This window comes from Bacillus sp. GM2 (assembly GCF_056155945.1).
The window spans coordinates 1,040,608-1,064,503 of sequence record NZ_JBRKSZ010000007.1 but is presented as its reverse complement, the minus strand read 5'-3'; the positions used below and the strand labels follow the sequence as shown (position 1 = coordinate 1,064,503).

Here is a 23,896-nt window from a genome sequence, read left to right as displayed (position 1 = left end):
CTTGCGCCTTTAAAGGCGCAAGCTCAGACCGTTGACAAAACAGGTCGGATTTTAAAAATCCGACCTGTTTTTGTCCATTTTATTCTATTATTTCGATCAGAAGGCTGGCGGTTAGGACCTTTCCAGGTCCAATTCGCCAGCTTTTTCAGATTCATGGCAGCGAAAACAAGCATCGCCTGCATGGACAATTTTTTCTTTCCCCGTAAGGTTGTCCAGCGCAAGCCATGCTTATGTTTTAAATCGGCAAAAACTCGTTCGATCGTCTCTTTACGTTTGGCATAGATTTGTTTATTCTCTTCCGTATGCCGAAGATGATCAGCTTCGTCTAAATGATCCTGCCAGATATGTCTGTGAATCATCTTTCGATGATCTCTACTTTCTGTACACGTATGTAGTAATGGACATTGTTTACATCGATTTGGATCTGAAGCATACTCTCGATAACCTTGCCGATTGGTTGTGCGATAGGAGAGAATATGGTCTTGCGGGCAGATATAGACATCATAAAATTCATCGTAAACATACTCGTGTTTTCTCATGAATCCTTTTTTGGTTTGCGGACGCGTGTAAGGCATAACAGGGCGAACGTTTTCTTCATGAAGAAATTTTGCGATAACCGGTGTTTTGTATCCGGCATCAACTGCGACCGTATGAGGCTTGGCGACGCGCTCTTTCACTTGTTGAAACAGGGTCGTGAACACTTGGCTGTCATGAATATTGGCAGGCTCAACAACCGTCCCCAGCACAAATCCGTTCCGGTCACAAGCTGTATGAAAACCATAAGCAAAAAGGCGTTCCCGTTCACCCTTTACAAAATAGCCGCTCTCAGGATCTGTTGTACTTTCTTTTATTTCTCGTTCTTCTGAGCATTGCCTGGGCTTTAAGGGCTTTTTGCCGTTGGCTTCGCGATCGGCATTAATTTCTTGATCTAACTGTTCCTGATAAGCTCTTGTTTCTTTTCTTACGATCTTTTTCACAAACTTTTTCTTATTGGCATTCGCTTTGACATGTGTGCTGTCGATGAAGGCAACCGAAGGATCGACGAGGCCGAGATCCATGGCCTGACGTAAAATCCTATAGAAGATTGTTTCAAATAGGTCTGTGTCATGAAAGCGACGTTCATAGTTTTTACTGAAGGTTGAAAAGTGAGGGATTTTTTCAGAGAATCCATATCCAATAAACCAGCGATAGGCTACATCAGTTTCGATTCGCTTAATGGTTTCGCGCATGGAGCGATGACCAAACACGTATTGAATGAGCACCATTTTAATCAGTACAACAGGATCAATACTTGGACGCCCTTTTGAAGAATAAAGAGGGGCAACTTTTTGATAAATAAATGAAAAATCAATGGCTTCTTCCATCTTCCTGACCAAATGGTCTTCAGGTACAAGCTCACTTAAGGCAACGACTTCAAGCTGTTCACGCTGATCTTTAGAGTGTTTGGTCAACATGGTAAAACCTCCAAAAATTAGATTCCACACACATTTTAACAAAAAAAGCTTGTCGATCAAGCCACTTTTTTGTGACTTTGTCGACAAGCTGAGCTTGCGCCTTTAAAGGCGCAAGCTTTTTTGCGTTTCCCTTTAATCTTCTCGATCGCGACTAAAGGGCTGATGAGAATAATGAGACGGCTCTTTTGTTCGAGAACGCCGCTCTAAGAGCTGAAACGAACGGCAACTTCCCCTGTAAAACCCCGCCTTTATGAACGATTCGCTACTTCCTCAATAATGGCAACGACCATTTCTGCAGTTTTGACAAGTTCCTCAATCGGCATTTTTTCGTTTTTCGTATGGATCTGTTCATATCCGACTGCAAGGTTGACAGTCGGAATGCCGTGGCCTGCGATGACGTTCGCATCGCTTCCTCCGCCGCTCGTCAACAGCTCGTACGGACGGCCGATTTTCCCGGCGGCTTTTTTGGCAATTTCAACGACAAGATCACCGTCTTTGTATTTAAAGCCCGGGTACATGACTTCGATTTCCACCTCGGCTCTGCCCCCCATTTCGGCGGCTGCCGATTCAAACGCCTGCTTCATTTTTTCGGTCTGCTTTTCCATTTTTTCCGGAACAAGCGAACGGGCTTCAGCAAGAATGTCGACTTGATCGCAGACGATATTGGTTTGCGTTCCGCCCTCAAAGCGGCCGATGTTAGCCGTCGTTTCCTCGTCGATGCGGCCAAGCGGCATTTTGGCAATCGCTTTTGAAGCGATCGTGATCGCTGAGACTCCTTTTTCCGGCTCTACACCGGCATGAGCCGTTTTTCCATAGACAGTTGCTCTAATTTTCGCCTGTGTCGGCGCTGCCACGATAATATTGCCGACCTTCCCGTCGGAATCAAGCGCATATCCGTAATCGGCTTTGATCAGCGAACGGTCTAGAGCCTTCGCTCCGACAAGCCCCGATTCTTCACCGACCGTAATGATAAATTGGATCGTTCCGTGCGGAATGTTTTTTTCTTTCAGCACTTTTACGGCTTCTAGCATCGCTGCAAGGCCTGTTTTGTCGTCGGCTCCCAAAATTGTTGTGCCGTCTGTTTTGACATATCCGTCTTCAATGACCGGCTTTACGCCTTTTCCGGGTACGACCGTATCCATGTGGGATGTAAAGTAAATCGTGTCCGCTTCTTTCGTTCCCGGAAGCGTGCACACGAGGTTGCCTGCTCCGTGCCCGGTTTTTGGCTTTGTGTCATCTTCCACGACATCCATTCCAAGCGCCGCAAATTTTTCTTTCAGCACCTTGCAGATTTCAGCTTCATGTTTTGTCTCGGAATCAATTTGCACAAGTTCTAAAAACTCTTCTAACAAGCGTTTTTTATTCATACTAGTTTCCCCTCCATTTTTTAAAGCGGTATATTTCCATGCTTTTTGTCCGGCCGGATTTCTTTTTTGCTCTTCAGCATGTCAAACGTTTGGATCAGCTTCTTCCGCGTCTCTTTCGGATCGATGATATCGTCAACCATGCCGTATCTTGCAGCGGTAAAAGGGCTTGAAGCCTGCATGCACTTCCGGATTTTTTCCTCCCGGGCGGCCCGCGGGTCGTCTGACCGTTCGATTTCCTTCGCAAACAGCACGTCTGCAGCTTCCGAGGCGCCCATCACTGCAATTTCTGCATTCGGCCACGCAAACACGGCATCCGCTCCAAGCGCCTTGCTGTTTAAAGCGACATATGCTCCGCCGTATGCTTTTCTTAAAATGACCGTCACCTTGCTGACAGTGGCTTCCGCATACGCGTAAAGAATTTTGGCGCCGTGCCTGATCACCCCGCCGTGCTCTTCGCGTATTCCCGGAAGAAAACCGGGACAATCAACCAAAGTCAAAATCGGGATCTGAAAGGAATCGCAAAAACGGATAAACCGGGCGATTTTGTCAGCCGCATCCATGCTGAGGCTTCCGGCTAAATACTTCGGCTGGTTGGCCACGACCGCCGCCGTTTCCCCCGCTATCCTTGCAAAACCGATCACCGCGTTTTTGGCAAAATGGCACTGCACTTCAAAAAATGTTCCGCCGTCTGCGATTTCCGCGATGATCTGTTTGACGTCATACGGACGCTGACCGTCTTCAGGCAGGATCGTCATTAAAGCAGGCCTTATCTCATGATCTTTCGCCTTTCTCGCCTTGGCGGGAGGCTTTTCTTCGTGATTCTGGGGGATGTAGGACAAGAGCTTGCGCACCTCATGGAGGACGGCCTCATCGGAATCCCCGGAAAAATGGGCATTCCCGCTGATTGAATTATGTATATAGGCGCCCCCCAATTCACCGGAGCTGACAGCCTCGCCTGTCGCCGTTTTGATGACTTTCGGACCGGTAATAAACATCTGTCCGGTTTTTTCGCTCATGAAAACGAAGTCGGTCAAAGCGGGGGAATAAACCGCGCCGCCCGCACAAGGGCCGAGAATGACAGAGATTTGCGGAATGATGCCTGAGCAAAGGACATTTCGGTAAAAAATATGACCGTATCCATCTAATGATAGCACACCCTCTTGAATTCTCGCACCACCTGAGTCGTTCAGACCGATGAACGGCGCCTTATTTTTGAGGGCAAGATCCATGACGGCCGCTATTTTTTTGGTGTGCATTTCTCCGAGCGCTCCGCCGGTGACGGTAAAATCCTGGGAAAATAGATAAACGGGCCGCCCGTCGATCTTTCCGAATCCCGTGACAACCCCGTCGCCTAACGGGCCGCCGGACTGCCGGCTTCTGGCAAAGGCATTCAGTTCAGTGAACGTCCCCTCATCAAGCAGAAGATCAATTCGTTCTCTGGCGGTGAGCTTGCCTTTTTGCTTCTGCCTGTCGATCCGTTCCTGGCCGCCTCCGAGCGAAGCTTTTTGGCGGCTGTTGTTTAAATCGTCGACTCTTTCAAACATATTCATCACGTTCTGCCCCTTCTCTATTTGATTCCAAGAACGAAACTTGTCCGATGAAAAAAAGCAGTATAAAATAATGGGAGATTAAAAAACAGAGGTGAAAAGCTTGTCTCGAAAATTCATCAAGTTCATGGTTATTTTAATGATCGGCGTCATGGTGCTGACCACTCTGCTTACCGGAATCAGCATGATTTTTTAATACAGATCATGAAAGCAGGCGATTCTTTTTTCGGAGAAACGCCTGCTTTTTTCGGGCTCAGGCTTCCGGGAAGAATAGAAAAAACCGCACAAGCTTCTCCCTGTTTCATTAGATTGACCAATGAAGGAGAAACTCATGCGGTTATGCAGGAGATTTAATACCTTTAAAGTAACTCTTAATCACAAGATACTGTTCCATTTCGCCGAGAAAAATGAAAAGAGCAGCGCGCGCTTCAAATTCTTCTCGTGTCGTCGGCAGCTCCATCTCTTCGATTTCCTCTCTCATTTTCACGAGCCGCTTCAAAAATTTATGAGCCGTATTTCCGGGATGGATGGCTCCTCTTAAATCATGGAGAAACGCCGCGATCATCTGCCCCTGTTCAACCGTCATCGAAATCGACGTGATTTTCGGCAGAACCCTTTCGATAATTTCAAATTGCTTTTCTCTCATTTTAAAGTAGTGATAATAGAGGTTTTCGTGCCTGAGAAAATGATTTTCCACATCGCGGTATGCCAGGGTCTTCGCTTCATTGATCAAACGGTGCGTCTCAGGAATCTCTTTTCCCGTCCAATCCTGCTCCCCAGTCAGCAAATACCGTTCGATTTCTTCGAAAATCTTGGCAAAGTTATCTTCTATTTTCTGCTGATACTGTTTGAGCTCATTATCGAGGCTCGGCATGTACAGATTCATCAGCAGGGCTACGCCGATTCCCGTAATGATGATAAGGAATTCGTTCCAAACGAGAGAAAGGGTGATCCCTTCCGACATATAAAGGTGAAGAATGATGACCGAACTTGTGACGATTCCTTCTTTTATTTTCAGAAGAACGGTTGTCGGAATAAAGAACAGCAGCATCAGACCGATGACAGCAGGATGATAGCCGATCAGCTCAAAAAATGCGCATGAAAAGACGATCGCAAGTATGCATGCCGCAAACCGTGCCCATGATGCCTGAAGAGACCGTTTTTTCGTCACTTGAATACAGAGGATCGTGATGATCCCTGTCGACACAAAATTATGGAGGCCGAGCAGCTGTGCGATATAGATGGCCAATGCTGTTCCAAGCGCTGTTTTTAATGTGCGATAACCTATTTTAAACATCGTTAACCCCAATCTTTTCTGCTAGTCTTAGTGAATAAAAAAGAAGAAGATCAGCATCTTCTTCAGCTTATTTTATAGTATTTTCTCTAAAAAGTCTTGAGCTCTTTTCGATTTTGGAGAAGAAAAAAACGCTTTAGGATCGTCGTCTTCTACAATGGTTCCTTCATCCATGAAAAGCACTCTGTCGGCGACTTCTTTGGCAAATCCCATTTCATGCGTCACGATCACCATCGTCATCCCGGTTTTCGCCAAATCCTGCATCACTTGGAGCACTTCTTTGACCATCTCGGGATCAAGAGCTGATGTCGGTTCGTCAAACAGCATGATATCCGGATTCATCGCCAGCGCCCTCGCAATCGCGACGCGCTGCTTTTGTCCCCCTGATAAACGGTTCGGATAATCATCTTTTTTATCGAGAAGCCCCACTTTCTCAAGCAGTTCTTCCGCTTTTTTCACAGCCGCCTGTTTGCTTTCTTTTTTGACATGGACAGGTGCATACGTAATATTTTCAAGAACCGTTTTATGCGGAAACAAGTGAAAATGCTGAAAGACCATGCCGATGTTCTCTCTGATTTTCAGCACATTTGTTTTCGGGCTTGTAATCTCTTGATCCTGAATGAAAATGCTGCCCTCCGTCGGCTTTTCGAGCAGGTTTAAGCAACGCAGAAACGTGGACTTGCCTGAGCCCGACGGGCCGATGACTGCGGCTACTTCGCCTTTTTCAAAGGAAACGGAAATATGTTTAAGCACCTCGTGCTTTCCGAAAGATTTTGAGAGATTGCGAACATTAATCATTGACATTCAGCTTCCTTTCAATCGCTTTGCCGACAAACGTCAGGATCAAAACGAGCACATAGTAGATGAGGCCTGCAAACAGCATCGGCTCAAGCGGGCTGTAGATCGCAGCTCCCGCCTGATAGCTTCGCCTCATTATATCGCCGAGTCCGATGACGGTGACAACAGCCGATTCCTTTGTCAGTGTAATCGATTCGTTGATCAGCGCGGGCATGATATTTTTAAAGGCCTGCGGCAGCAAGAGATCCTTCATCATCTTTGCATACGGGACGCCCAGAGCCATCGCCGCCTCTTTTTGCCCTTTGTCGATCGCATTGATTCCTGCTCTGATGATTTCTGATACATAAGCAGCGGAATTTAAGCCGAATGCGATGACGGCCGCCCAATAAGCATCAATATCAAAGCCCAGCACCTGAGGCAGTCCGTAATAGACGATCATCAGCTGCAGAACGAGCGGTGTCCCCCGGAATATGGAAGTGTAAAAGTCTGCAATCCATGCGAGGGGCTTGATCGAACTGATTTTTAAAAGCGTAATCAAAACCCCCAGCAAAAATCCAAGCACGGCCGCAGCCGCGACCACTTTTAAGGTAACGCCCAAGCCTTCCAGGATGAAAGGCATTTCGGGTACTGTACTAGAAAAATCAAGAAAATTCATGATGACTCTCCCTCTCCCGCCTCATGATCAAAGAGGCGTACATCGCTTTAGAAAAAAAAAGTTCAACAAAAAGTTGAACTTTTTACGCTTACTTTTTTGTTTCTCCGCCGAACCATTTTTCTTTCAGTTTATCAAGTTCTCCGCTTTTCTCCATTTCTTCAAGCGCTTTGTTGAACTTCTCGGTCAAATCGCTTCCCTTTTTAAAGGCGATCGCGGAGCCGGCTTTTTCATCCGGTTCTTTCGGCAGATTGTAGCCAGCCAGTTCTTCATTTTTATTAATATATTTTTCGGCAACGATATCTTCAATGATTGCAGCGTCAAAGCGGCCCGCTTTGATTTCTTCAGTTAAATCCGAAATGCGGTTGCGGTTTTCAACTTTTAAATCGTAATCCGGCGTGAGATCCTTTGCTTTTTCTTCCTGGATGGAGCCAAGCTGTACGCCGACCGTTTTTCCTTTCAGATCGTCAAGCGATTTGATGCCGCTTGATTTTTTTGTAACGATCATGTTGTGAGCCGTATAGTAGACATTTGAAAAATCGACCTGTTTTTTGCGTTTAGGCGTCGGCGTCATTCCTGAAAGCACAATGTCGACTTTGTTTGTTTTAAGAGCGGTCACCAAGCCGTTGAAGTCCATGTCTTTCACTTCGATTTCATGGCCCGTCTTTTCAGCCAGTGCTTCGGCCAGATCAACATCAAAACCGACAATCTTATCCCCGTCTTTCGATTCAAAAGGCGGGTAATCGGCAGAAGTTCCCATCACCAATGTTTTTTTATCATCAGAGCTGCTGCTCGTCCCGCAAGCAGTCAATGCAAATGTGACACATGCTGTCACTACCAGTAACATCCATTTTTTCATGTTGCGTATCCCCCTGAACCTGTTTGAATATTTATTCGTTGTTATGTATTTTAAACATTTTCCGAGGCGGATGCAATACCATTTTGAAAAATAACTAAAAAACCTTTAAATAAGCCTTTAAATACCAATTGAACGCCTGTGTCTTTATCTTTCTGATTGCATACAAAAAGCATTTTTATACACAAAAAAAGCCTGCCATCTGTTTTGGCAGGCAGTTTTTCCATTATACTTCTTCACAGTATTCTTCAAACAGTCCTTGAAGCTTGGTGATGACAGCCATCGGCTCATAGCCTTCAATTTCATGGCGCTCCACCATTTTTAAAATCTTGCCGTCTTTCAAAAGGGCGAATGACGGAGAAGAAGGCGGATATCCTTCAAAATATTCTCTTGCTCTTGCCGTCGCTTCTTTGTCTTGTCCGGCAAAAACGGTGACGAGATGATCAGGGCGCTTATCGTAATGAACCGCATGGTGCGCGGCAGGTCTTGCAATCCCCCCTGCACAGCCGCAGACGGAGTTGACCATGACAAGCGTAGTGCCTTTTTTCGTGAGCGCTTCATCGACCTCTTCAGGCGTTTTCAATTCGGTGTAGCCGGCAGCCGTTATTTCTTGTCTGGCCTGGCGTACGACATCGTTCATAAACAGATTAAAATCCATGTTCACTTTAAGATCTCTCCTTTTTAGCGCTTATAGCATGATGCTAAAGCCGCTGTTTGCTCATCTGTTCTAATGATACTTTGAAACCGCCCGGACCGCAAATCAGGCGATTCGTGTTCCTTCAGGTTTACGGAACGGGCAGCCCGGGGAAAAATAAGTAAAGACCCTATAAATAAAGGAGTACTTTATGAACCGAAAGAAAGCAATGCTGATTTACAACGGGAATGCAGGGCAAAAAAATGTTGAAAAAACACTCGGTGCTGCCGTACCGATTCTTTCACAAGCTATAGACGAACTCATCGTGAAACCGACGAGAAAAAAGCGCGATGCGTTCGAATTTTGCCTGGAGATCGGGGAGGATATCGGGCAGTTGTTTATCTTAGGCGGTGACGGGACGGTGCATGAATGCATTAACGGGATTAGCCAGCTTCAAACCAAGCCAGATATCGGCATCCTCCCTGGCGGTACATGCAACGACTTTTCGAGGGCGCTCCGCATTCCCCAGAACATAGAGAAAGCGGCGGAAGCGCTCGTCAATGGAAGTCCCGTCCCGGTCGATGTTTTAAAAGCGAATGATCATTATTGTCTCAACTTTTGGGGCATCGGATTGATCACGGAAGCTTCCAGCCATATCAATCAAACGGAAAAAGCGCTGCTCGGGAGAATCAGTTATTTTACAAGCGCACTGCGGACAATCTCCAATCTTGAGCCCTTCTCTTTTCGTCTGTCGATCGACGGAGAAGAGTTTGCTGACGAAGCGGTCATGGTCGTCGTGCTGAACGGCCCCTTTATCGGAACGAACAAGATCCCCCTTCCGCGCATCAACGACGGAAAAGCGGACATTCTCGTCTGCCGGAATACGAATCTGGCTGCATTGAAAGAGCTTTTTGCAATGGATGATCCCGAATGGGATTCCTTTAAAGGCGAGCTATCCTATTATCAGGGGCAAACCGTTCGAATTGAAACCGCCCTTCCCATGGAAGCCGATACAGACGGCGAAATCTGCACAAAAACGCCGGCTTCAATCGAGGTGCTGAACGGGCACCTCCGCATGCTCACCCCCTTAGAAAAAGAAAAAAGCTGACCCTAAACGGGCCGGCTTTTTTAATAGATGGACGTATGATCATCGATCTGTTCAAGAATCTCTTTCACACGGGCAAGGAATCTGCCGCAAATGAGGCCGTCAAGCACTCTGTGATCGAGGGATAAGCATAGGTTCACCATATCCCTGACCGCGATCATGCCGTGCTCCATGACGACGGGACGCTTGACGATCGATTCAACCTGCAGGATGGCAGCCTGCGGATGGTTGATGATCCCCATCGACTGAACCGATCCAAACGAACCGGTATTATTGACCGTAAACGTACCTCCGCTCATATCCCCGCTGGTCAGCTTGCCGCTTCTGACCTTATGAGCCAGTTCGGAGATTTCCCTTGCGATGCCTTTAATCGTTTTTTCATCGGCATGCTTGATGACAGGAACATATAACGCATCTTCAGTCGCTACTGCAATTGAGATGTTGATGTCTTTTTTCTGAATGATTTTATCTCCGGCCCACATGCTGTTCATTTGCGGGAATTCCTTCAGCGCCTGTGCGACTGCTTTGACAAAAAACGCGAAAAAGGTCAGGCTGAAGCCCTCTTTTTTCTTGAATTCGTTTTTTATTTTGTTGCGGTAGCTCACAAGACCTGTGACATCCACTTCCATCATCGTCCAGGCATGAGGGATTTCATGCTTGCTTCTGACCATGTTGGTCGCAATCGCATTGCGGATTCCAGTTACAGGAATCTCAACGTCTCCGGCCGCACTTTGAGGCGGTGCAGCTTGAGGTGCGGCTTGCGCCGGTTTTTGATCAGGTTCAATCGCTCCCGCGGCATTTGCACCCGGCTGTTTTTCCGGCGCTGCATCAGTTTGAGGAACAGCTCCGGAAGCAATGATGCGCTGGATGTCTTTTCTTGTGATCCGTCCGCCGGCGCCTGTACCTTCCACCTGCTCCAAATCGATGTTGTGCTCTCCGGCAAGTCTCAGCACCGCCGGGGAATAACGTTTTTTCTGAGATGTATCTTTCGCCTCCGGTTTGGCCGGCTCCGCTTCCTCTTGATCTGGCTTGGAAACAGCCTCAGCCTCCGGTTTTGCTTCTTCATTTGTTTCGACTTTGCAGATGACGTCTCCGACTTGCAGAGTTTCGCCTTCCTTCCCGACTAGCTCGGCAATCGTTCCCGTGAACGATGAAGGGACTTCAGCATTGACCTTATCCGTCATCACTTCAGCAATCGGATCATATTTGTTGACGTGATCTCCGACGCTGACGAGCCATTTGCTGATGGTTCCCTCAGTCACGCTCTCCCCGAGCTGCGGCATTGTCATTTGTTCCACTGCCATACGATGTGTCCTCCTTCGCTATATTAAAACTCAGCCAATTCTCTCATCGCTGCTTCTGCTTTATCCGGATTGACCATAAAGAATTTTTCCATTGTAGGAGCATACGGCATTGCCGGGACATCAGGGCCCGCCAACCGCTTAATCGGCGCATCCAAATCGAACAGGCAATGCTCTGAAATGATCGCGGCCACTTCACTCATAATGCTGCCTTCCTTCGTATCTTCGGTCATCAAAAGCACTTTGCCCGTTTTGGAAGCCGCTTCAATAATCGCTTCCTGATCGAGCGGATATACCGTTCTTAAATCAAGGATATGTGCGGAAATCCCGTCTTTGGCAAGCCGTTCGGCAGCCTGAAGGGCGAAATGGACGCACAATCCGTATGTGATGACGGTAATGTCTTCGCCTTCCCGCTTCACGTCCGCCTTTCCGATCGGCAGCACATAGTCGTCACTCGGCACTTCGCCCTTGATCAGCCGGTATGCCCGTTTATGTTCGAAGAACAGCACAGGGTCGTCATCGCGGATGGCCGCTTTCAAAAGCCCTTTGACATCATAAGGCGTCGAAGGCATGACGATTTTCAGGCCGGGCTGATTGGCAAACACGGCTTCAACCGACTGTGAATGGTACAGCGCGCCGTGCACGCCTCCGCCGTAAGGTGCGCGGATGACGATCGGACAGTTCCAGTCATTGTTGGAGCGGTAGCGGATTTTTGCCGCTTCCGAAATAATCTGGTTGACAGCCGGCATAATAAAATCAGCAAACTGCATTTCAGCGACTGGTCTCATCCCGTACATGGCGGCCCCGATTCCGACGCCGGCAATTGCGGATTCCGCCAAAGGCGTGTCCATCACCCGCTCTTCGCCGAACTGGTCGTAAAGACCGGCTGTCGCCTTGAATACACCGCCTTTTTTGCCGACATCCTCCCCTAAAACAAAGACGCGGGGATCCTTTTCCATTTCTTCTTTCAAAGCCAAAGTGACAGCATCTATATATGACATAACTGGCATTGTTCTTCCCCCTTACTCCGCATAAACATGCCGCAGCGCATCTTCCGGATCTGCATAAGGTGCATGTTCAGCATAATCTGTTGCTTCATTGACGATGTTTGTGATCTCATCCGATATTTGCTTCTCAGACTGGTCGTCCAGAAGACCTGCTTCTTTTAAGTATTGTGCGAATTTGTTAAGCGGATCATTTTTCTTCGCCTCCGCCACCTCTTCGCGCTCTCTGTAGCTTCGGTCGTCATCATCGCTGGAGTGCGGGGTCAGCCGGTATGATATCGTTTCGATTAATGTCGGCCCTTCGCCTCTTCCGGCCCGTTCCCTTGCTTCTTTAACAGCTTTGTAGACTTCAAGCGGATCATTTCCGTCAACGGTCACGCCAGGCATGCCGTAACCGACGGCGCGGTCGGAAATGTTTTCGCAAGCCACCTGCTTTTCATAAGGAACCGAGATCGCGTATTTATTGTTTTCACACATAAAAATGACGGGAAGCTTATGCACGGCGGCAAAGTTTGCCCCTTCATGGAAGTCCCCTTGGTTTGAAGAGCCTTCGCCGAACGTCACAAAAGTTGCAATGTCTTTCTTGTCAAGCCTTCCGGCAAGCGCTACGCCCACCGCATGCGGAACTTGCGTGGTCACCGGCGAAGAGCCCGTGACGATCCGGTTTTTCTTTTGGCCGAAGTGGCTTGGCATCTGCTTTCCTCCTGAATTCGGATCCTCGGCTTTTGCAAACGCCGACAGCATTAAATCTTTTGCCGTCATTCCAAAAGCAAGCACAACGCCCATATCTCTGTAATACGGAAGCACATAATCGTTCTCCCGGTCTAAAGCGAAAGCCGCTCCGACCTGGGCTGCTTCCTGTCCTTGACAAGAGATGACAAAAGGAATTTTGCCTGAACGGTTTAAGAGCCACATCCGCTCATCGAGTTTTCTGGCTAAAAGCATGGTTTTGTACATGTCGATTGCTTGTTCATCTGTTAATCCCACTGCTTCATGACGGTTATTGCCCATTTTTTTCACTCCTTCATGCTTTCTAAAAATGAATCGCTTTTCCATCCACGGCAAGGGCGGCTTCTCCGATCGCCTCCGACAGCGTCGGATGCGGGTGGATCGTTTGACCGACTTCCCACGGGGTGGCGTCAAGCACCTTTGCCAGACCGGCTTCAGATATCATGTCTGTCACATGCGGGCCGATCATGTGAACACCCAAAATGTCATCTGTTTCGCGATCGGCGACGATTTTGACAAAGCCGTCCGTCTCACCGTACACGAGCGCTTTGCCAATCGCCTGAAACGGAAATTTGCCTACTTTAACGCTATTCCCCTGCGCCTTCGCCTCACCCTCTGTCAAGCCGACCGATGCGGCTTCAGGGCTTGAATAGATGCATTTTGAAACAAGCGAATAATCGATGGCGTGCGGGTTTTCACCAGCAATATGCTCAACGGCCGTAATCCCTTCGTGAGAAGCTACATGTGCAAGCTGAAGGCCGCCGATCACATCTCCTATCGCATAGATGTGGGATTCTTTTGTCTGGTACATGCTGTTTGTCACGATAAAGCCGTTTTCCACCTGGATATCCGTGTTTTCCAGACCGATACCCTCAATATTTGCCTGCCTTCCGACCGATACGAGCATTTTCTCAGCGGAATAGGATTGTTTTTCTCCGTCTTTTTCCGCTTGAATGCTGACCGCATCGCCTTTCTCCAATGTGTCGGGCAGCACTTTTGCTCCCGTGATGATTGTGATGCCTTTTTTCGCGAGCTGCGCCTGCATTTCCCTAGAAATATCGGCATCTTCAGTCGGCAAAATCCGGTCTGCATACTCAATGACGGTGACATCAACACCGAAATCGTTCAGCATGGAAGCCCACTCGATCCCGATGACACCTCCTCCGACGATCAGCATGGAAGCCGGAAGCTGCTCAAGTTCAAGCGCTTCGTCTGATGACAGAACGTTTTCTCCGTCAAGCTCAAGCCCTGGCAGCGACCTGGGCCTTGAGCCTGTAGCGATGATGACGTTTTTCGGTATGAGCATCTCATTTTCATCCCCGTTCGCCATCTCAACGGAAACCGTCCCAGGCATCGGGGAAAAAATCGACGGCCCGAGAATCCGTCCGATTCCTTTGTAAACATCGATCTTTCCTTTTTTCATCAAGTGTTTGACACCGTTGTGCAGCTGGTCAATTATTTTTTGTTTTCTGCTTTGAACTTGAGAAAACCGCAGTCCGACTTCAGGAATGACCACTCCGAATTCGTCCGCCTTTTTTGCTGTCCTGTATACTTCCGCGCTTCTAAGGAGCGCCTTCGACGGGATGCAGCCTTTATGAAGGCACGTGCCGCCGAGCTTCTGCTTTTCAACGACGGCTGTTTTCAGCCCCAGCTGCGAGGCTCTGATGGCGGCCACATAGCCGCCTGTGCCCCCTCCAAGAATCACGAGATCGTATTCAGTTGCCATGACTTTCCCTCCTCTGGTTCGGATACTGTTTTGCCTCTTCTTCGCCGTTCAATACGCGAAATGCACCTTCAGCCAATGCTTGAAGTTCATTTTCTCCTGGAAAGACGACGACATCCGAAATCCAGTCTATGTATTGTCTGATCGAGGAAATAAACGATTTTCCATATGCCAGTCCTCCTGTCAAAATAATGACATCGACTTCGCCTTTTAAGACGGCGCTGGCCGCCCCGATTTCTTTGGCGATTTGATAAGCCATCGCTTCATAGATGAGCGCAGCTTTTTGATCGCCTTCCTTGATCATTTTCTCAACTTTTACCGCATCCGTCGTGCCGAGATAGCCGGCAAGCCCTCCGCCGCCGACAAGCATTTTCATCAGCTCGTCTTTCGTATATTCGCCGGAAAAGCACATATCGATCAGATCACCCGCAGGAATGGTTCCGGCCCGCTCTGGACTGAGCGGACCTTCCCCGTGGAGGCCGTTGTTGACGTCGATCACCCGGCCGCGGCAATGGACGCCGATCGTAATGCCGCCTCCCATGTGGGTGATGATCATTTTCATATCTTCATAACGCTTCCCAAACTGCCAAGCCGCTTTCCTTGCGACTGCTTTTTGGTTGAGCGCGTGAAAAATGCTGCGCCTTTCAATAGCCGGGGTGCCGGAAATTTTTGCGATAGGAGCCATTTCATCCACAACAACGGGGTCGACGATAAAAGCGGGAATATTTAACCCGTCGGCAATCTCCCTGGCGATGATGCCCCCGAGATTTGATGCATGCTGCCCCGCATAGCCGTTTTTCAAATCGACAATCATCGCATCATTGACTTCGTAAGTGCCGCCTTCAATCGGCCGAAGCAGCCCTCCCCTGGCGCAAACGGCATCCAATTTAGAAATATTGATTCCCTGTTCATGCAGGGTTTCGAGTATCGCCTGTTTTCTGAACGAATATTGATCAATAATGGTCTGATATTGCTGTAGCTCAGCCTCGTCATGACGGATTGATTTTTCGAAAATCGAACGGTCATCATGAAAAACGCCGATCTTTGTAGATGTAGATCCCGGATTGATGACGAGAATACGTTTTTCCTGTACCTGCATTGAATTAAAACCTCCAATAGAGAATAGGGGTTATGATTTTAACGTCTGCTTAAAATGTGATGGCCGTTTTGCAAAAATTGGCTTCTCGATTGGCGCATGCGCTCAATTCGTTCTTCCGCCAGACGGTCTGCGGCCAAGTATGTCGGAATGCGGTCGCGCTTCGAAATTTCAAGGACGCGTTCAATGTTTCCGTAGATGCCTTCGACTTTTTTCAGCGCGCGCTCCGAATTATAGCCGTAAAGCTCGTCAGCGACATTGATGACGCCGCCGGCATTGATGACATAGTCCGGGGCATAAACGATGCCCATGTCGTGGATTTGATCACCGTGGCGGGTTTCTTTCAGCTGGTTGTTGGCTGCCCCGGCAATCACTTTGGCTTTCAGCTGCGGAATCGTATCATCGTTGATTGTCGCTCCGAGGGCACACGGCGCATATATATCGCATTCCTGCGAATAAATATCATCCGGATCGACGGCGCGGGCGCCGAATTCGGCGACTGCACGTTCAACTGCTTCTTTGTTGATGTCGGTCACGATCAGTTTCGCGCCTTCTTCGTGGAGGTGCCGGCACAGGTTGTAGGCCACGTTTCCGACGCCTTGAACCGCAACGGTTTTGCCTTCAAGCGAATCCGTTCCGAATGCCGCTTTCGCCGCCGCCTTCATCCCTTTATATACCCCGTAAGCTGTTACCGGAGAAGGATTTCCTGATGAACCGAAAGCAGGTGAAATGCCTGTAACGAAATCGGTTTCGTCATGAATGATGTCCATATCTTCAACGGTTGTACCGACGTCTTCGGCTGTGATGTATCTGCCGTTCAAGCCTTGAATGTAGCGGCCGAAAGCGCGGAACATTTCTTCGTTTTTATCTTTGCGCGGATCTCCGATAATAACGGTTTTGCCTCCTCCGAGGTTCAGTCCGGCCGCCGCATTTTTGTAGGTCATTCCCCGCGCAAGGCGCAGCGCATCTTCAATTGCGGCTTCTTCACTTTCGTATGTCCACATTCTTGTGCCGCCGAGAGCCGGCCCGAGCGTCGTATCATGAATCGCGATGATCGCTTTTAAACCGGACTGTTTATCTTGGCAAAATACCAATTGCTCGTAGTCATACTGTTCCATATATCGAAATAGTTCCATTTTTTATTCCTCCTCATGTCGTGCTTCAGACGTACACAGCGCCAAAGCAATCGAATACAACTTGTTTTCTGCGGAATCGGCCCTGCTTGTCAAGGCGATGGGTGCTTTTGCCCCTGCTAAAATGGCTCCCACTTTTGCACCCGCAAAATGAATCAATGATTTATAAAGGACATTGCCTGTTTCAATTGAAGGAACAAGCAGGATATCGGCCTCGCCTGCTACGATCCCGGAAATGTTTTTATGCCGGGCGGCAAGCGGCGATATCGCGTTATCCAATGCAAGAGGCCCGTCAACAACGCAGTTTTTGATTTGGCCCCGATGATTCATCTGCGTCAAGGCAGCTGCATTCAATGTCGCTTCCATCGCGGGATTCACTGTTTCCACTGCGGCAAGACAAGCGACTTTCGGCATTTGCACGCCGACCGACCTCGCCACGCCGACTGCGTTTTCTAAAATCTGCTTCAGCTCATCAAGCTTGGGGCTGATATTCATCGCCGCATCTGTTACATAAATCAGCCTCTCAAACCCGCTGACTTCAAATGCTGCTACATGTGACAGCACGTGCGAGGAACGAAGCCCGTACTCTTTATTCAAAACGGCTTTTAATAGCACAGCTGTCGGGACATTCCCCTTCATAAGAACATCCGCATTGCCGCTTTTGACAGCTTGAACGGCAATTCTCGCAGAATCCGCCGGCGATTCCGAATGAATGATATCCACGTGCCGTTTTGAAATATTCTGCTCTGTCATCATATGTCTAAGTTTTTCTCTGTGCCCGATCAGCAAGAACCGGGCAAATTGTTTGTCGACCGCAAGTTTGACCGCTTGCAGCACTTCGTCATCTTCCGCATGTGCGACGGCGACCGTTTTATTGTCAAGCTCCGCCGCTTTTTGCAATAGTTGTTTCAGCTTCATAGTACCCACCTTTCTAAGCAAACATCCGCCCACTATATCATGCAAGTTTCGTGCCAGTATGAAAAAAGCGGTTCGGTACTGTGAACCTGTTTACAGTTTGCATGATTTTGCACTCGTTTTTGCAATTTATTGCATGCTATCTTTTGCAAGGTTGTATTTATCCATTTTGTAATAGAGGTTGCGAATGCTGATTCCAAGAGCTTTTGCCGTTTTCGTTCTGTTATATTGATGCTTTTCAAGCGTTTCTTTAATGATATGAGCTTCAAACCGTTCGACCGCATCAGACAGCTTTTCATCTTCAATTTCAGGGAAAGCTTCGCCGGCTTCCACCTTTTTTCTCGGACGGTCCGCTTCAGGAAGATGTTCTAGATCAATCCATTCCATTTGCGGTTTTAAAAAAATCATCGCCCGCTCGAGGACATTTTCAAGCTCTCTGACATTCCCCGGCCACTTCCGCGCTTTTAGCGATTTGAGGGCGTTTTTCGTAAGCCCCTTTACATTGCGCCCGTACTCTTGGTTGATCTTCCCTATCAAATGCCTGCTCAAGGCTTCAATGTCCTCTTTCCGCTGTCTGAGCGGCGGAATCGATATCGGATAGCGATTGATCCGGTAGTACAAGTCTTCGCGAAACCGGCCTTCAGCGAGCGCCTTTTCAATATTGACGTTAGTCGCCGCGATGACCCGGACGTTCACAGGGATCGGTTTGGTCCCGCCGACTCTGACGATTTCTTTTTCCTGAAGAACGCGGAGGAGCTTCGCCTGTGTGTTTAGCGAGAGCTCGCCGATTTCATCCAAGAAAATGCTTCCGTTGTTCGCTTCTTCAAAGAATCCTTTTTTCCCGCCGCGGCGCGCACCTGAAAAAGCGCCTTCCTCATAGCCGAAAAGCTCTGATTCAAGCAGTGATTCCGATATGGCCGCACAATTGACGCGGACAAACTTATTATACTTTCGGTCACTTTCGTTATGTATGGCATGGGCAAAAAGCTCTTTACCCGTTCCCGATTCGCCTCTCAGCAAAATCGTCGCAGGCGTCTTCGCCCCCAATTTCGCCTGTTCCAGCGCGACGAGCATCTGCTCGCTTGACCCAATGATGTCGGCAAATGTATATTTCGCCTCAAGTGTACGGATAATCTGGCGTGCTCTGTTCAGCTCGTTTGTGAGCGATTGAATTTCAGATACGTCGTGAATGACGCCGACGCTCCCTTTTAAAATGCCGTCGACGATAATCGGCGCAACATTGACGATCACTTCTTTTTTATTCGGGCCGACTTTCATTCTGACCCCTCTGACAGGGCGCCTCGTTTCGAGCACTTTCAAATGCATGCTCTCGCCTTCAGATATGTCGGTATTAGCCGGCTTCCCGATCACCTGGTCTTTTGTCAGACCTGTCATCTTCGTATATGCCCTGTTGATCATCATTCCGTTTCCGTTTTCGTCAACGACCGAAATCGCTTCATCGGAAGATTGAATGATCGCTTCAAGCATCGTTCTGACTTCCTTCAGGTTGGTCACCTCTTCAGCCAGCTCGACCGCATCGGTAATGTCCTTAAATATGCTGAGCGCCCCGAGGAGCGTTCCTCCGTCATCAATAATCGGAATTCGGGTCGTGACAATCTGCCTGTTCGGATGGAGAAATTGTTTTTGATGATACTCAGGCTCTCTCGTGTTGAGAATACGCGGCAGCTTCGTCGTCGGGATCACGCTTTGAATATGCTGGCCGATCGCTTCGCTGCGCTTTGTTCCGGTCATAACCTCCGCCATTTTGTTAAACAAAATGATCTCTTCGTTAATGTCGATAAAAATCATGCCGTCATTCATCGAGTTGAAAATACGGTCGTGTTTATACGTCTGCTCTTTTAACATTTGGATGAGCTGCTGCTTTTCATTCATCAGCTGAGAGATGATATAAGCGAGCGATCCCGGCACCACGATCGTTCTGTCGTGCTTTTTTCGCATCAGCTGCTTTAACACGCCGGCGTCTCCGGTCGTCTCAATGATGATGTCGATCTGTTCTGTGATGTATGGCGTCCAGTCGAGTGCCGTTTCGATATCGTTTTTCTGCGCGACGAAAAGCCCGGGAGCTTCCGGATTTTTATCGATGACCGCCTCGATATGCATCGTCTTTGTTTTCAGCAGCAAATCCAAGAGAGCGGTCCCCCCTTTTCCAGCACCAACGATCAGTACTTTTTGCATCATCCCTTTACCCCTTTGTATGAAAAATTTTGCACACTCTCACGTTCTCTTGCAACAATTTGCACAACATCTATGTTATCATGTTTTCCTTTCTTGACAAACTTTTTTTTCAAATAGACAATAAAGGTAAATCTTTGGTAAGGGGATTCGTGTATGGGGAGAATGATCGCACTGCTCGTTTTGCTGATCCCGGGAGGCCTGGCTGCTCTCGGAATTAAATTGATGCGCGACACGGTTTTCGGCATTTTGATCGGCCCGTTTCAGATCCTTTGGCTTCAGGGGCTGGCGGGGTTCATATGCTTCGCAGGCGGCCTTTATTTGTTAGGCGGATTTATTCTATACAGAGACAGAAAACGCAACCAAGTAAGCCCCCGTTTCAGAAAAAAGCAGAGCGGCCGCGAGGTGTGATATCTGTGAACAAGAAAAAGCCGCAGACAATATCTGCGGCTTTTTGCATCTCACATCTCGGCCTTTAATTTTAACGCTTTTTCGGGAAAGTCGGTGAAGAAACCGTCTATTCCCGCAGCAATCAGCTTTTTCATCTCCTCTCCACGGTTGATGGTGAACGGCCTGACCGCTTTTTCTTTCAAATGGGCGTTTTTGATCGTGTCATCCGACATTGAACGGCGATACGGATGAAATCCTGAAGCCGGAATCATCTCAATGTATTCCTCCGGCTTGTAGATGACATCCATGTAAAGCGCAGCCAATTCAATACTTGGATTCAGTCTGTGGCATAACGCAAGGCTTTCATGATTGAATGATGAAAGAATGATCCGGTCTTGAAGGTCGTACGCTTCAATCATCGACATCACTTTTTCTTCCATCCCTTCATAGCGGATAATGCTGTTTTTCAATTCAACATTAAGAAGAAATTCAGCATCTGCCGCCCACTCAAACACTTCTTCAAGGGTCGGCACAGGGACAGAACCGGTTTTTTCGGCAAAACGGTGGCTTGCGTCTCCATGTTTTATTTCCTCATATGTAAGATCTTTCACATACCCTTTCAGTGAAGTCGTCCTGTCAAGCTTTTCATCATGAATGACAACAAGACGTCCGTCTTTTGCCATTTGAACATCCAATTCGATGCCGTCTGCACCAATGGCCGCCGCATGCTTAAACGCCGCCATTGTATTTTCGGGAAAAGTGCCTGAAGCCCCTCTGTGTGCAAATATTTTCGTCATTTCTGGTTCACCTCTACAAGAATTGCAAGTTTATAACCCATTATGAAGGTCTTACTGTTTTCTTTCCACACATAAGGCCTTTTTTAACATAAACATAACACAAGAACCCCGGTCATATACCGGGGCCCTTCTATTATTCATAATAAGATACGACAGCGTCAGCAATCGCGTCTGCAGCTTTTTCCTGATATTCCGGACTTTCGAGTTTATCTGCATCAGTTTTGTTTGTGATAAAGCCCAGTTCGACTAAAACACTCGGCATTTGAGAATTTTTGATGACATAAAACCCTGATTCTTTTACACCTCTGTCCCGAGTGCCCAGCGCATCCGGAAGCCGCTCTTGAATGTCAGATGCCAGCCGTTCGCTGTCAGCGGCTTGATACGTAGAATTGTAATATGTTTCTGTACCGGACGCTTCAGGGACGGCAGAGTTTGCATGAATGCTGATAAACAAGTCTGAAGCATTCTTGCTCGCCTTGGCCACCCGGTCTTCCAGCGTCAAAAACGTATCATCCGTTCTTGAGGCGACCGTGTCGGCTCCCTCTTCTTTCAATTTTTCATCAACCAGCATTGCCACATCAAGGTTGACATCTTTCTCAAGCAGCCCGTTTCCGACAGCACCGCTGTCTTCACCCCCGTGACCTGCATCAACATATACCGTCTTCCCGGAAAGCGGCTCAGCCGCAAAAGCAGCTGGAAAAGCCGCCATAAACGAAAACAGCAGCAAAACAAAACTCTTTATTAACAGTTTCACGATTTGTTCCTCCTACAATCCCTTTTTGCAAACGATCATTCTTTCTTTTTCATATCTTCAAGCTGTAATGTTCCGTCCTCTGCTTTCGTGTACTCCACTTCCACCTTTGTATCATCCTTGATCCCTTTATATTTGTCCCGTTTTTCGGGAGGGACCTGAAACATCGTTTCTTTGCCGTCAATATTGACGGCGACGGTATGCTGGTCCGCCAAACCGACAAAGGTGCCTTCTTTCACGAGCGTTTCCTCGCCTGTTCCTTTTCGGCTCTCATCACCGCTTTGCCCATTATGTTGCGTTGTGCCGCAGCCTGCCAATAACAGCATAGCGAACAGAACAAGGATGACTCCTTTCCTCATGTCGACCACCTCACCCGCTGAATTTTTTACACCCCGTACCTTATCTTTAATACCCGACAGCTGTAAAGCAGGCCGCTTCAGCAGATATTCGCCCGATTTACCCGTCCAATGCCCCAAGGATTTCCGAATTGTTAGAAGCCATCCGCTCAAAAACGTCTGTGAAAAACGGTCTATCCAAGGCCGAAAAATGGTTGACATCTGGAAGAAATCAGATCTATTTCATCATTTTTATTTTTTTGTATAAAAAAACGTCTTTTTTCATAAGAAAAAAGACGTTTCATGCGGCTTTCGCTTTATATGATTCAGTCTATGACGCCAATGCACCGGGCGTGAGACAAACTTTGAAAAATAGACGGATACACCGAAAGCTGGCTGCGTGCTATGTAGTTTTTGTCAGAACTTGCAGGAATGCAAGTACAAATATTCTTTTATTTTAAACATTTTTTAAAGCCCGGCTGCTTCATGACAAGCATTTAATCCTTCATAGCGGATGATGAGTAGCGCTGCTCCTTCCGCAGTTCTCATGCTTATATTTGCTGCTGCACATACTGCTTCCCGACCCTTGTTGACGGCGTGCAAGCATGTCCAAAAAGTGTACAAATTACATTTTTTAGTATTTTCAGATGTGCTGTTAGGGATGACTTCAAAACAGTACATTTAAGAGCAAAAAAACAGCCTCGTTTATAAAAACGAGACCTTCAAATACTGTATGAAACCCTTCGGATCGCAATTCATCGCAATAAGGGCGAAAAATTCATCGGAATTACGATAAACTATTCGTTAGAAACAGGTCGGCAATTCAACGGTAAATCTTCGTTAAAACCGCGCCATGTCAACGTTTAAGAAGCCTTATGCTCCAGTCTCAGCTTGTCTGCGACCATCGCGATGAATTCTGAATTCGTCGGCTTGGCTTTTGACATGCTGACTGTGTAGCCGAAAAGTGACGAAATCGAGTCGATGTTGCCTCTGCTCCATGCGACTTCGATGGCGTGGCGAATCGCCCGTTCGACTCGGCTTGCAGTCGTGTTGAATTTTTTGGCGATATCCGGATAAAGCACTTTTGTAATGCTTCCGAGCAGTTCGATGTCGTTATACACCATGGAGATGGCTTCCCTTAAGTATAAATAGCCTTTTATATGAGCGGGCACGCCGATTTCGTGGATGATGGTCGTGATGCTGGCGTCCAGGTTTTTCTTCGGCGATTCCGGCTGCGGCCGAAGCACACTGCTTTGAGAAGACGGGGCACGGTGTGTCAATTGAGATCCGTTTCCGCTGACCTGGCGGATATGGCCGACTAAGTTCTCCATGTCAAAAGGCTTCAAAATAAAATACGACGCGCCCAAATCTACAGCTTTTTTCGTCACGTCTTCCTGACCGAACGCCGTCAGCATAATGACATTCGGCTGCTTTTTAAGCTGCGATTCCCTCAGCCTTTCAAGAACGGCCAATCCGTCGAGGTGAGGCATGATAATATCCAGCACAAGCACATCGGGCTCCTTGTCTTTAAACAACGAAAGGCATTCCTGTCCGTTGTATGCGACACCAAGTACTTCCATGTCGCTTTGTCCCTCGATATATTCGCTTAATAGGCCGACAAGCTCCCTGTTATCATCAGCAACACATACTTTAATTTTCTCCACGTTTCTTCCTCCCCAATGTGTATGTTGATAAATTTCATCATTCTTTTTCTAATATGTTTAATTCGACAGCACCACTTTATTCCCTTTTTTTAAAAAGGATTTTTCCAATAATAGTGGTATCTCTCGCTTTTTCTCTGTTTTTTTCTGATTTTCTCGAT

General features: G+C 47.7%; 24 protein-coding genes. 3 read left to right on the top strand and 21 right to left on the bottom strand.

Annotated elements, in window-relative coordinates; all coding sequences use genetic code 11:
* Positions 1-23: 23 nt before the first annotated feature.
* From ACVC9U_RS06480 to ACVC9U_RS06470, 3 genes are all read right to left on the bottom strand, one after another.
* Positions 24-1,454, bottom strand: a complete 1,431-nt coding sequence (locus tag ACVC9U_RS06480) for an IS1182 family transposase (protein WP_016886315.1) — start codon at positions 1,452-1,454, stop codon at positions 24-26.
* 248 nt (positions 1,455-1,702) lie between these two features.
* Positions 1,703-2,821, bottom strand: a complete 1,119-nt coding sequence (locus tag ACVC9U_RS06475; RefSeq protein WP_003183307.1) for a tripeptidase T — start codon at positions 2,819-2,821, stop codon at positions 1,703-1,705.
* A 20-nt stretch (positions 2,822-2,841) separates the two neighbouring features.
* On the bottom strand, positions 2,842-4,371 hold the full coding sequence (locus ACVC9U_RS06470; RefSeq protein WP_441390322.1) for an acyl-CoA carboxylase subunit beta: 1,530 nt from the start codon (positions 4,369-4,371) through the stop codon (positions 2,842-2,844).
* A 100-nt stretch (positions 4,372-4,471) separates the two neighbouring features.
* On the opposite strand from ACVC9U_RS06470, the gene prli42 reads away from it, so the two are divergent.
* Positions 4,472-4,564: a stressosome-associated protein Prli42 gene (gene prli42, locus ACVC9U_RS06465; RefSeq protein WP_003183312.1), complete on the top strand. Its 93-nt coding sequence runs from the start codon at positions 4,472-4,474 to the stop codon at positions 4,562-4,564.
* A 141-nt stretch (positions 4,565-4,705) separates the two neighbouring features.
* Here the strand turns inward: prli42 and ACVC9U_RS06460 are convergent, their stop codons facing one another.
* From ACVC9U_RS06460 to ACVC9U_RS06435, 6 genes are all read right to left on the bottom strand, one after another.
* Complete coding sequence (locus ACVC9U_RS06460; protein ID WP_009327929.1) at positions 4,706-5,665, bottom strand: aromatic acid exporter family protein; 960 nt, start codon at positions 5,663-5,665, stop codon at positions 4,706-4,708.
* A gap of 72 nt (positions 5,666-5,737) precedes the next feature.
* Positions 5,738-6,460, bottom strand: a complete 723-nt coding sequence (locus tag ACVC9U_RS06455) for an amino acid ABC transporter ATP-binding protein (RefSeq protein ID WP_003183318.1) — start codon at positions 6,458-6,460, stop codon at positions 5,738-5,740.
* Positions 6,453-7,115: an amino acid ABC transporter permease gene (locus ACVC9U_RS06450; RefSeq protein WP_003183320.1), complete on the bottom strand. Its 663-nt coding sequence runs from the start codon at positions 7,113-7,115 to the stop codon at positions 6,453-6,455. The genes ACVC9U_RS06455 and ACVC9U_RS06450 overlap by 8 nt, the downstream gene beginning before the upstream one ends.
* A gap of 88 nt (positions 7,116-7,203) precedes the next feature.
* Complete coding sequence (locus tag ACVC9U_RS06445; RefSeq protein ID WP_441390319.1) at positions 7,204-7,971, bottom strand: transporter substrate-binding domain-containing protein; 768 nt, start codon at positions 7,969-7,971, stop codon at positions 7,204-7,206.
* A 50-nt stretch (positions 7,972-8,021) separates the two neighbouring features.
* Positions 8,022-8,195 (bottom strand): hypothetical protein, encoded by a 174-nt coding sequence (locus tag ACVC9U_RS06440; RefSeq protein ID WP_003183323.1) that lies wholly within the window; start codon positions 8,193-8,195, stop codon positions 8,022-8,024.
* Positions 8,195-8,632 carry a BrxA/BrxB family bacilliredoxin gene (locus ACVC9U_RS06435; protein ID WP_003183325.1) on the bottom strand — a complete coding sequence of 146 codons (438 nt, stop codon included), beginning with the start codon at positions 8,630-8,632 and terminating at the stop codon, positions 8,195-8,197. Before ACVC9U_RS06435 ends, ACVC9U_RS06440 begins: the two co-directional genes overlap by 1 nt.
* A gap of 181 nt (positions 8,633-8,813) precedes the next feature.
* On the opposite strand from ACVC9U_RS06435, the gene ACVC9U_RS06430 reads away from it, so the two are divergent.
* Positions 8,814-9,710, top strand: a complete 897-nt coding sequence (locus ACVC9U_RS06430) for a YegS/Rv2252/BmrU family lipid kinase (protein ID WP_441390316.1) — start codon at positions 8,814-8,816, stop codon at positions 9,708-9,710.
* A gap of 20 nt (positions 9,711-9,730) precedes the next feature.
* Here the strand turns inward: ACVC9U_RS06430 and ACVC9U_RS06425 are convergent, their stop codons facing one another.
* The 8 genes from ACVC9U_RS06425 to ACVC9U_RS06390 form a co-directional block, all read right to left on the bottom strand.
* Positions 9,731-11,011 carry a dihydrolipoamide acetyltransferase family protein gene (locus tag ACVC9U_RS06425; protein WP_003183330.1) on the bottom strand — a complete coding sequence of 427 codons (1,281 nt, stop codon included), beginning with the start codon at positions 11,009-11,011 and terminating at the stop codon, positions 9,731-9,733.
* Between the two features lie 23 nt (positions 11,012-11,034).
* Complete coding sequence (locus ACVC9U_RS06420) at positions 11,035-12,018, bottom strand: alpha-ketoacid dehydrogenase subunit beta (protein WP_003183332.1); 984 nt, start codon at positions 12,016-12,018, stop codon at positions 11,035-11,037.
* Between the two features lie 12 nt (positions 12,019-12,030).
* Positions 12,031-13,023: a thiamine pyrophosphate-dependent dehydrogenase E1 component subunit alpha gene (locus ACVC9U_RS06415; protein WP_003183334.1), complete on the bottom strand. Its 993-nt coding sequence runs from the start codon at positions 13,021-13,023 to the stop codon at positions 12,031-12,033.
* A 22-nt stretch (positions 13,024-13,045) separates the two neighbouring features.
* A complete protein-coding gene (lpdA, locus tag ACVC9U_RS06410) occupies positions 13,046-14,467 on the bottom strand; it encodes a dihydrolipoyl dehydrogenase (RefSeq protein ID WP_441390313.1) in 1,422 nt (473 codons plus the stop codon).
* On the bottom strand, positions 14,457-15,563 hold the full coding sequence (gene buk / locus ACVC9U_RS06405) for a butyrate kinase (RefSeq protein ID WP_009327926.1): 1,107 nt from the start codon (positions 15,561-15,563) through the stop codon (positions 14,457-14,459). Before buk ends, lpdA begins: the two co-directional genes overlap by 11 nt.
* Before the next feature lie 38 nt (positions 15,564-15,601).
* A complete protein-coding gene (gene bcd, locus ACVC9U_RS06400; protein WP_003183340.1) occupies positions 15,602-16,696 on the bottom strand; it encodes a branched-chain amino acid dehydrogenase in 1,095 nt (364 codons plus the stop codon).
* A 3-nt stretch (positions 16,697-16,699) separates the two neighbouring features.
* Positions 16,700-17,611 carry a phosphate butyryltransferase gene (gene yqiS / locus ACVC9U_RS06395; RefSeq protein WP_003183343.1) on the bottom strand — a complete coding sequence of 304 codons (912 nt, stop codon included), beginning with the start codon at positions 17,609-17,611 and terminating at the stop codon, positions 16,700-16,702.
* A gap of 126 nt (positions 17,612-17,737) precedes the next feature.
* The gene (locus ACVC9U_RS06390) at positions 17,738-19,804 is read right to left on the bottom strand and encodes a sigma-54 interaction domain-containing protein (protein ID WP_011198108.1); all 2,067 of its coding nucleotides are present in this window, start codon (positions 19,802-19,804) and stop codon (positions 17,738-17,740) included.
* 153 nt (positions 19,805-19,957) lie between these two features.
* On the opposite strand from ACVC9U_RS06390, the gene ACVC9U_RS06385 reads away from it, so the two are divergent.
* Positions 19,958-20,212: a DUF2627 domain-containing protein gene (locus ACVC9U_RS06385; RefSeq protein ID WP_003183348.1), complete on the top strand. Its 255-nt coding sequence runs from the start codon at positions 19,958-19,960 to the stop codon at positions 20,210-20,212.
* A gap of 50 nt (positions 20,213-20,262) precedes the next feature.
* On the opposite strand, the gene ACVC9U_RS06380 is transcribed toward ACVC9U_RS06385, so the two are convergent.
* The 4 genes from ACVC9U_RS06380 to spo0A all read right to left on the bottom strand — a co-directional run bounded on the left by ACVC9U_RS06380 (position 20,263) and on the right by spo0A (position 23,738).
* Positions 20,263-20,988, bottom strand: coding sequence for a glycerophosphodiester phosphodiesterase (locus tag ACVC9U_RS06380; protein ID WP_009327925.1), 726 nt, complete (start codon positions 20,986-20,988; stop codon positions 20,263-20,265).
* A gap of 133 nt (positions 20,989-21,121) precedes the next feature.
* Positions 21,122-21,742, bottom strand: coding sequence for an N-acetylmuramoyl-L-alanine amidase family protein (locus ACVC9U_RS06375; protein ID WP_044822591.1), 621 nt, complete (start codon positions 21,740-21,742; stop codon positions 21,122-21,124).
* A gap of 35 nt (positions 21,743-21,777) precedes the next feature.
* Positions 21,778-22,098 carry a hypothetical protein gene (locus ACVC9U_RS06370; RefSeq protein WP_034291702.1) on the bottom strand — a complete coding sequence of 107 codons (321 nt, stop codon included), beginning with the start codon at positions 22,096-22,098 and terminating at the stop codon, positions 21,778-21,780.
* 839 nt (positions 22,099-22,937) lie between these two features.
* Entirely contained in the window at positions 22,938-23,738 is an 801-nt protein-coding gene (gene spo0A, locus ACVC9U_RS06365; protein WP_003183361.1) for a sporulation transcription factor Spo0A, read from the bottom strand.
* Positions 23,739-23,896: the final 158 nt, after the last annotated feature.

Excerpts from the sequence above, each read along its gene's own strand:
- ACVC9U_RS06475 (WP_003183307.1), bottom strand. The coding sequence starts at position 2,821 with ATGAATAAAAAACGCTTGTTAGAAGAGTTTTTAGAACTTGTGCAAATT.
- ACVC9U_RS06455 (WP_003183318.1), bottom strand. The coding sequence starts at position 6,460 with ATGATTAATGTTCGCAATCTCTCAAAATCTTTCGGAAAGCACGAGGTG.
- ACVC9U_RS06415 (WP_003183334.1), bottom strand. The coding sequence starts at position 13,023 with ATGGGCAATAACCGTCATGAAGCAGTGGGATTAACAGATGAACAAGCA.
- ACVC9U_RS06480 (WP_016886315.1), bottom strand. The coding sequence starts at position 1,454 with ATGTTGACCAAACACTCTAAAGATCAGCGTGAACAGCTTGAAGTCGTT.
- ACVC9U_RS06460 (WP_009327929.1), bottom strand. The coding sequence starts at position 5,665 with ATGTTTAAAATAGGTTATCGCACATTAAAAACAGCGCTTGGAACAGCA.
- ACVC9U_RS06430 (WP_441390316.1), top strand. The coding sequence starts at position 8,814 with ATGAACCGAAAGAAAGCAATGCTGATTTACAACGGGAATGCAGGGCAA.
- lpdA (WP_441390313.1), bottom strand. The coding sequence starts at position 14,467 with ATGGCAACTGAATACGATCTCGTGATTCTTGGAGGGGGCACAGGCGGC.
- ACVC9U_RS06390 (WP_011198108.1), bottom strand. The coding sequence starts at position 19,804 with ATGCAAAAAGTACTGATCGTTGGTGCTGGAAAAGGGGGGACCGCTCTC.
- ACVC9U_RS06440 (WP_003183323.1), bottom strand. The coding sequence starts at position 8,195 with ATGGAAAAACTGCCTGCCAAAACAGATGGCAGGCTTTTTTTGTGTATA.
- ACVC9U_RS06385 (WP_003183348.1), top strand. The coding sequence starts at position 19,958 with ATGGGGAGAATGATCGCACTGCTCGTTTTGCTGATCCCGGGAGGCCTG.
- ACVC9U_RS06420 (WP_003183332.1), bottom strand. The coding sequence starts at position 12,018 with ATGCCAGTTATGTCATATATAGATGCTGTCACTTTGGCTTTGAAAGAA.
- bcd (WP_003183340.1), bottom strand. The coding sequence starts at position 16,696 with ATGGAACTATTTCGATATATGGAACAGTATGACTACGAGCAATTGGTA.
- yqiS (WP_003183343.1), bottom strand. The coding sequence starts at position 17,611 with ATGAAGCTGAAACAACTATTGCAAAAAGCGGCGGAGCTTGACAATAAA.
- buk (WP_009327926.1), bottom strand. The coding sequence starts at position 15,563 with ATGCAGGTACAGGAAAAACGTATTCTCGTCATCAATCCGGGATCTACA.
- ACVC9U_RS06450 (WP_003183320.1), bottom strand. The coding sequence starts at position 7,115 with ATGAATTTTCTTGATTTTTCTAGTACAGTACCCGAAATGCCTTTCATC.
- ACVC9U_RS06425 (WP_003183330.1), bottom strand. The coding sequence starts at position 11,011 with ATGGCAGTGGAACAAATGACAATGCCGCAGCTCGGGGAGAGCGTGACT.
- ACVC9U_RS06380 (WP_009327925.1), bottom strand. The coding sequence starts at position 20,988 with ATGACGAAAATATTTGCACACAGAGGGGCTTCAGGCACTTTTCCCGAA.
- ACVC9U_RS06470 (WP_441390322.1), bottom strand. The coding sequence starts at position 4,371 with ATGAATATGTTTGAAAGAGTCGACGATTTAAACAACAGCCGCCAAAAA.
- ACVC9U_RS06445 (WP_441390319.1), bottom strand. The coding sequence starts at position 7,971 with ATGAAAAAATGGATGTTACTGGTAGTGACAGCATGTGTCACATTTGCA.
- ACVC9U_RS06370 (WP_034291702.1), bottom strand. The coding sequence starts at position 22,098 with ATGAGGAAAGGAGTCATCCTTGTTCTGTTCGCTATGCTGTTATTGGCA.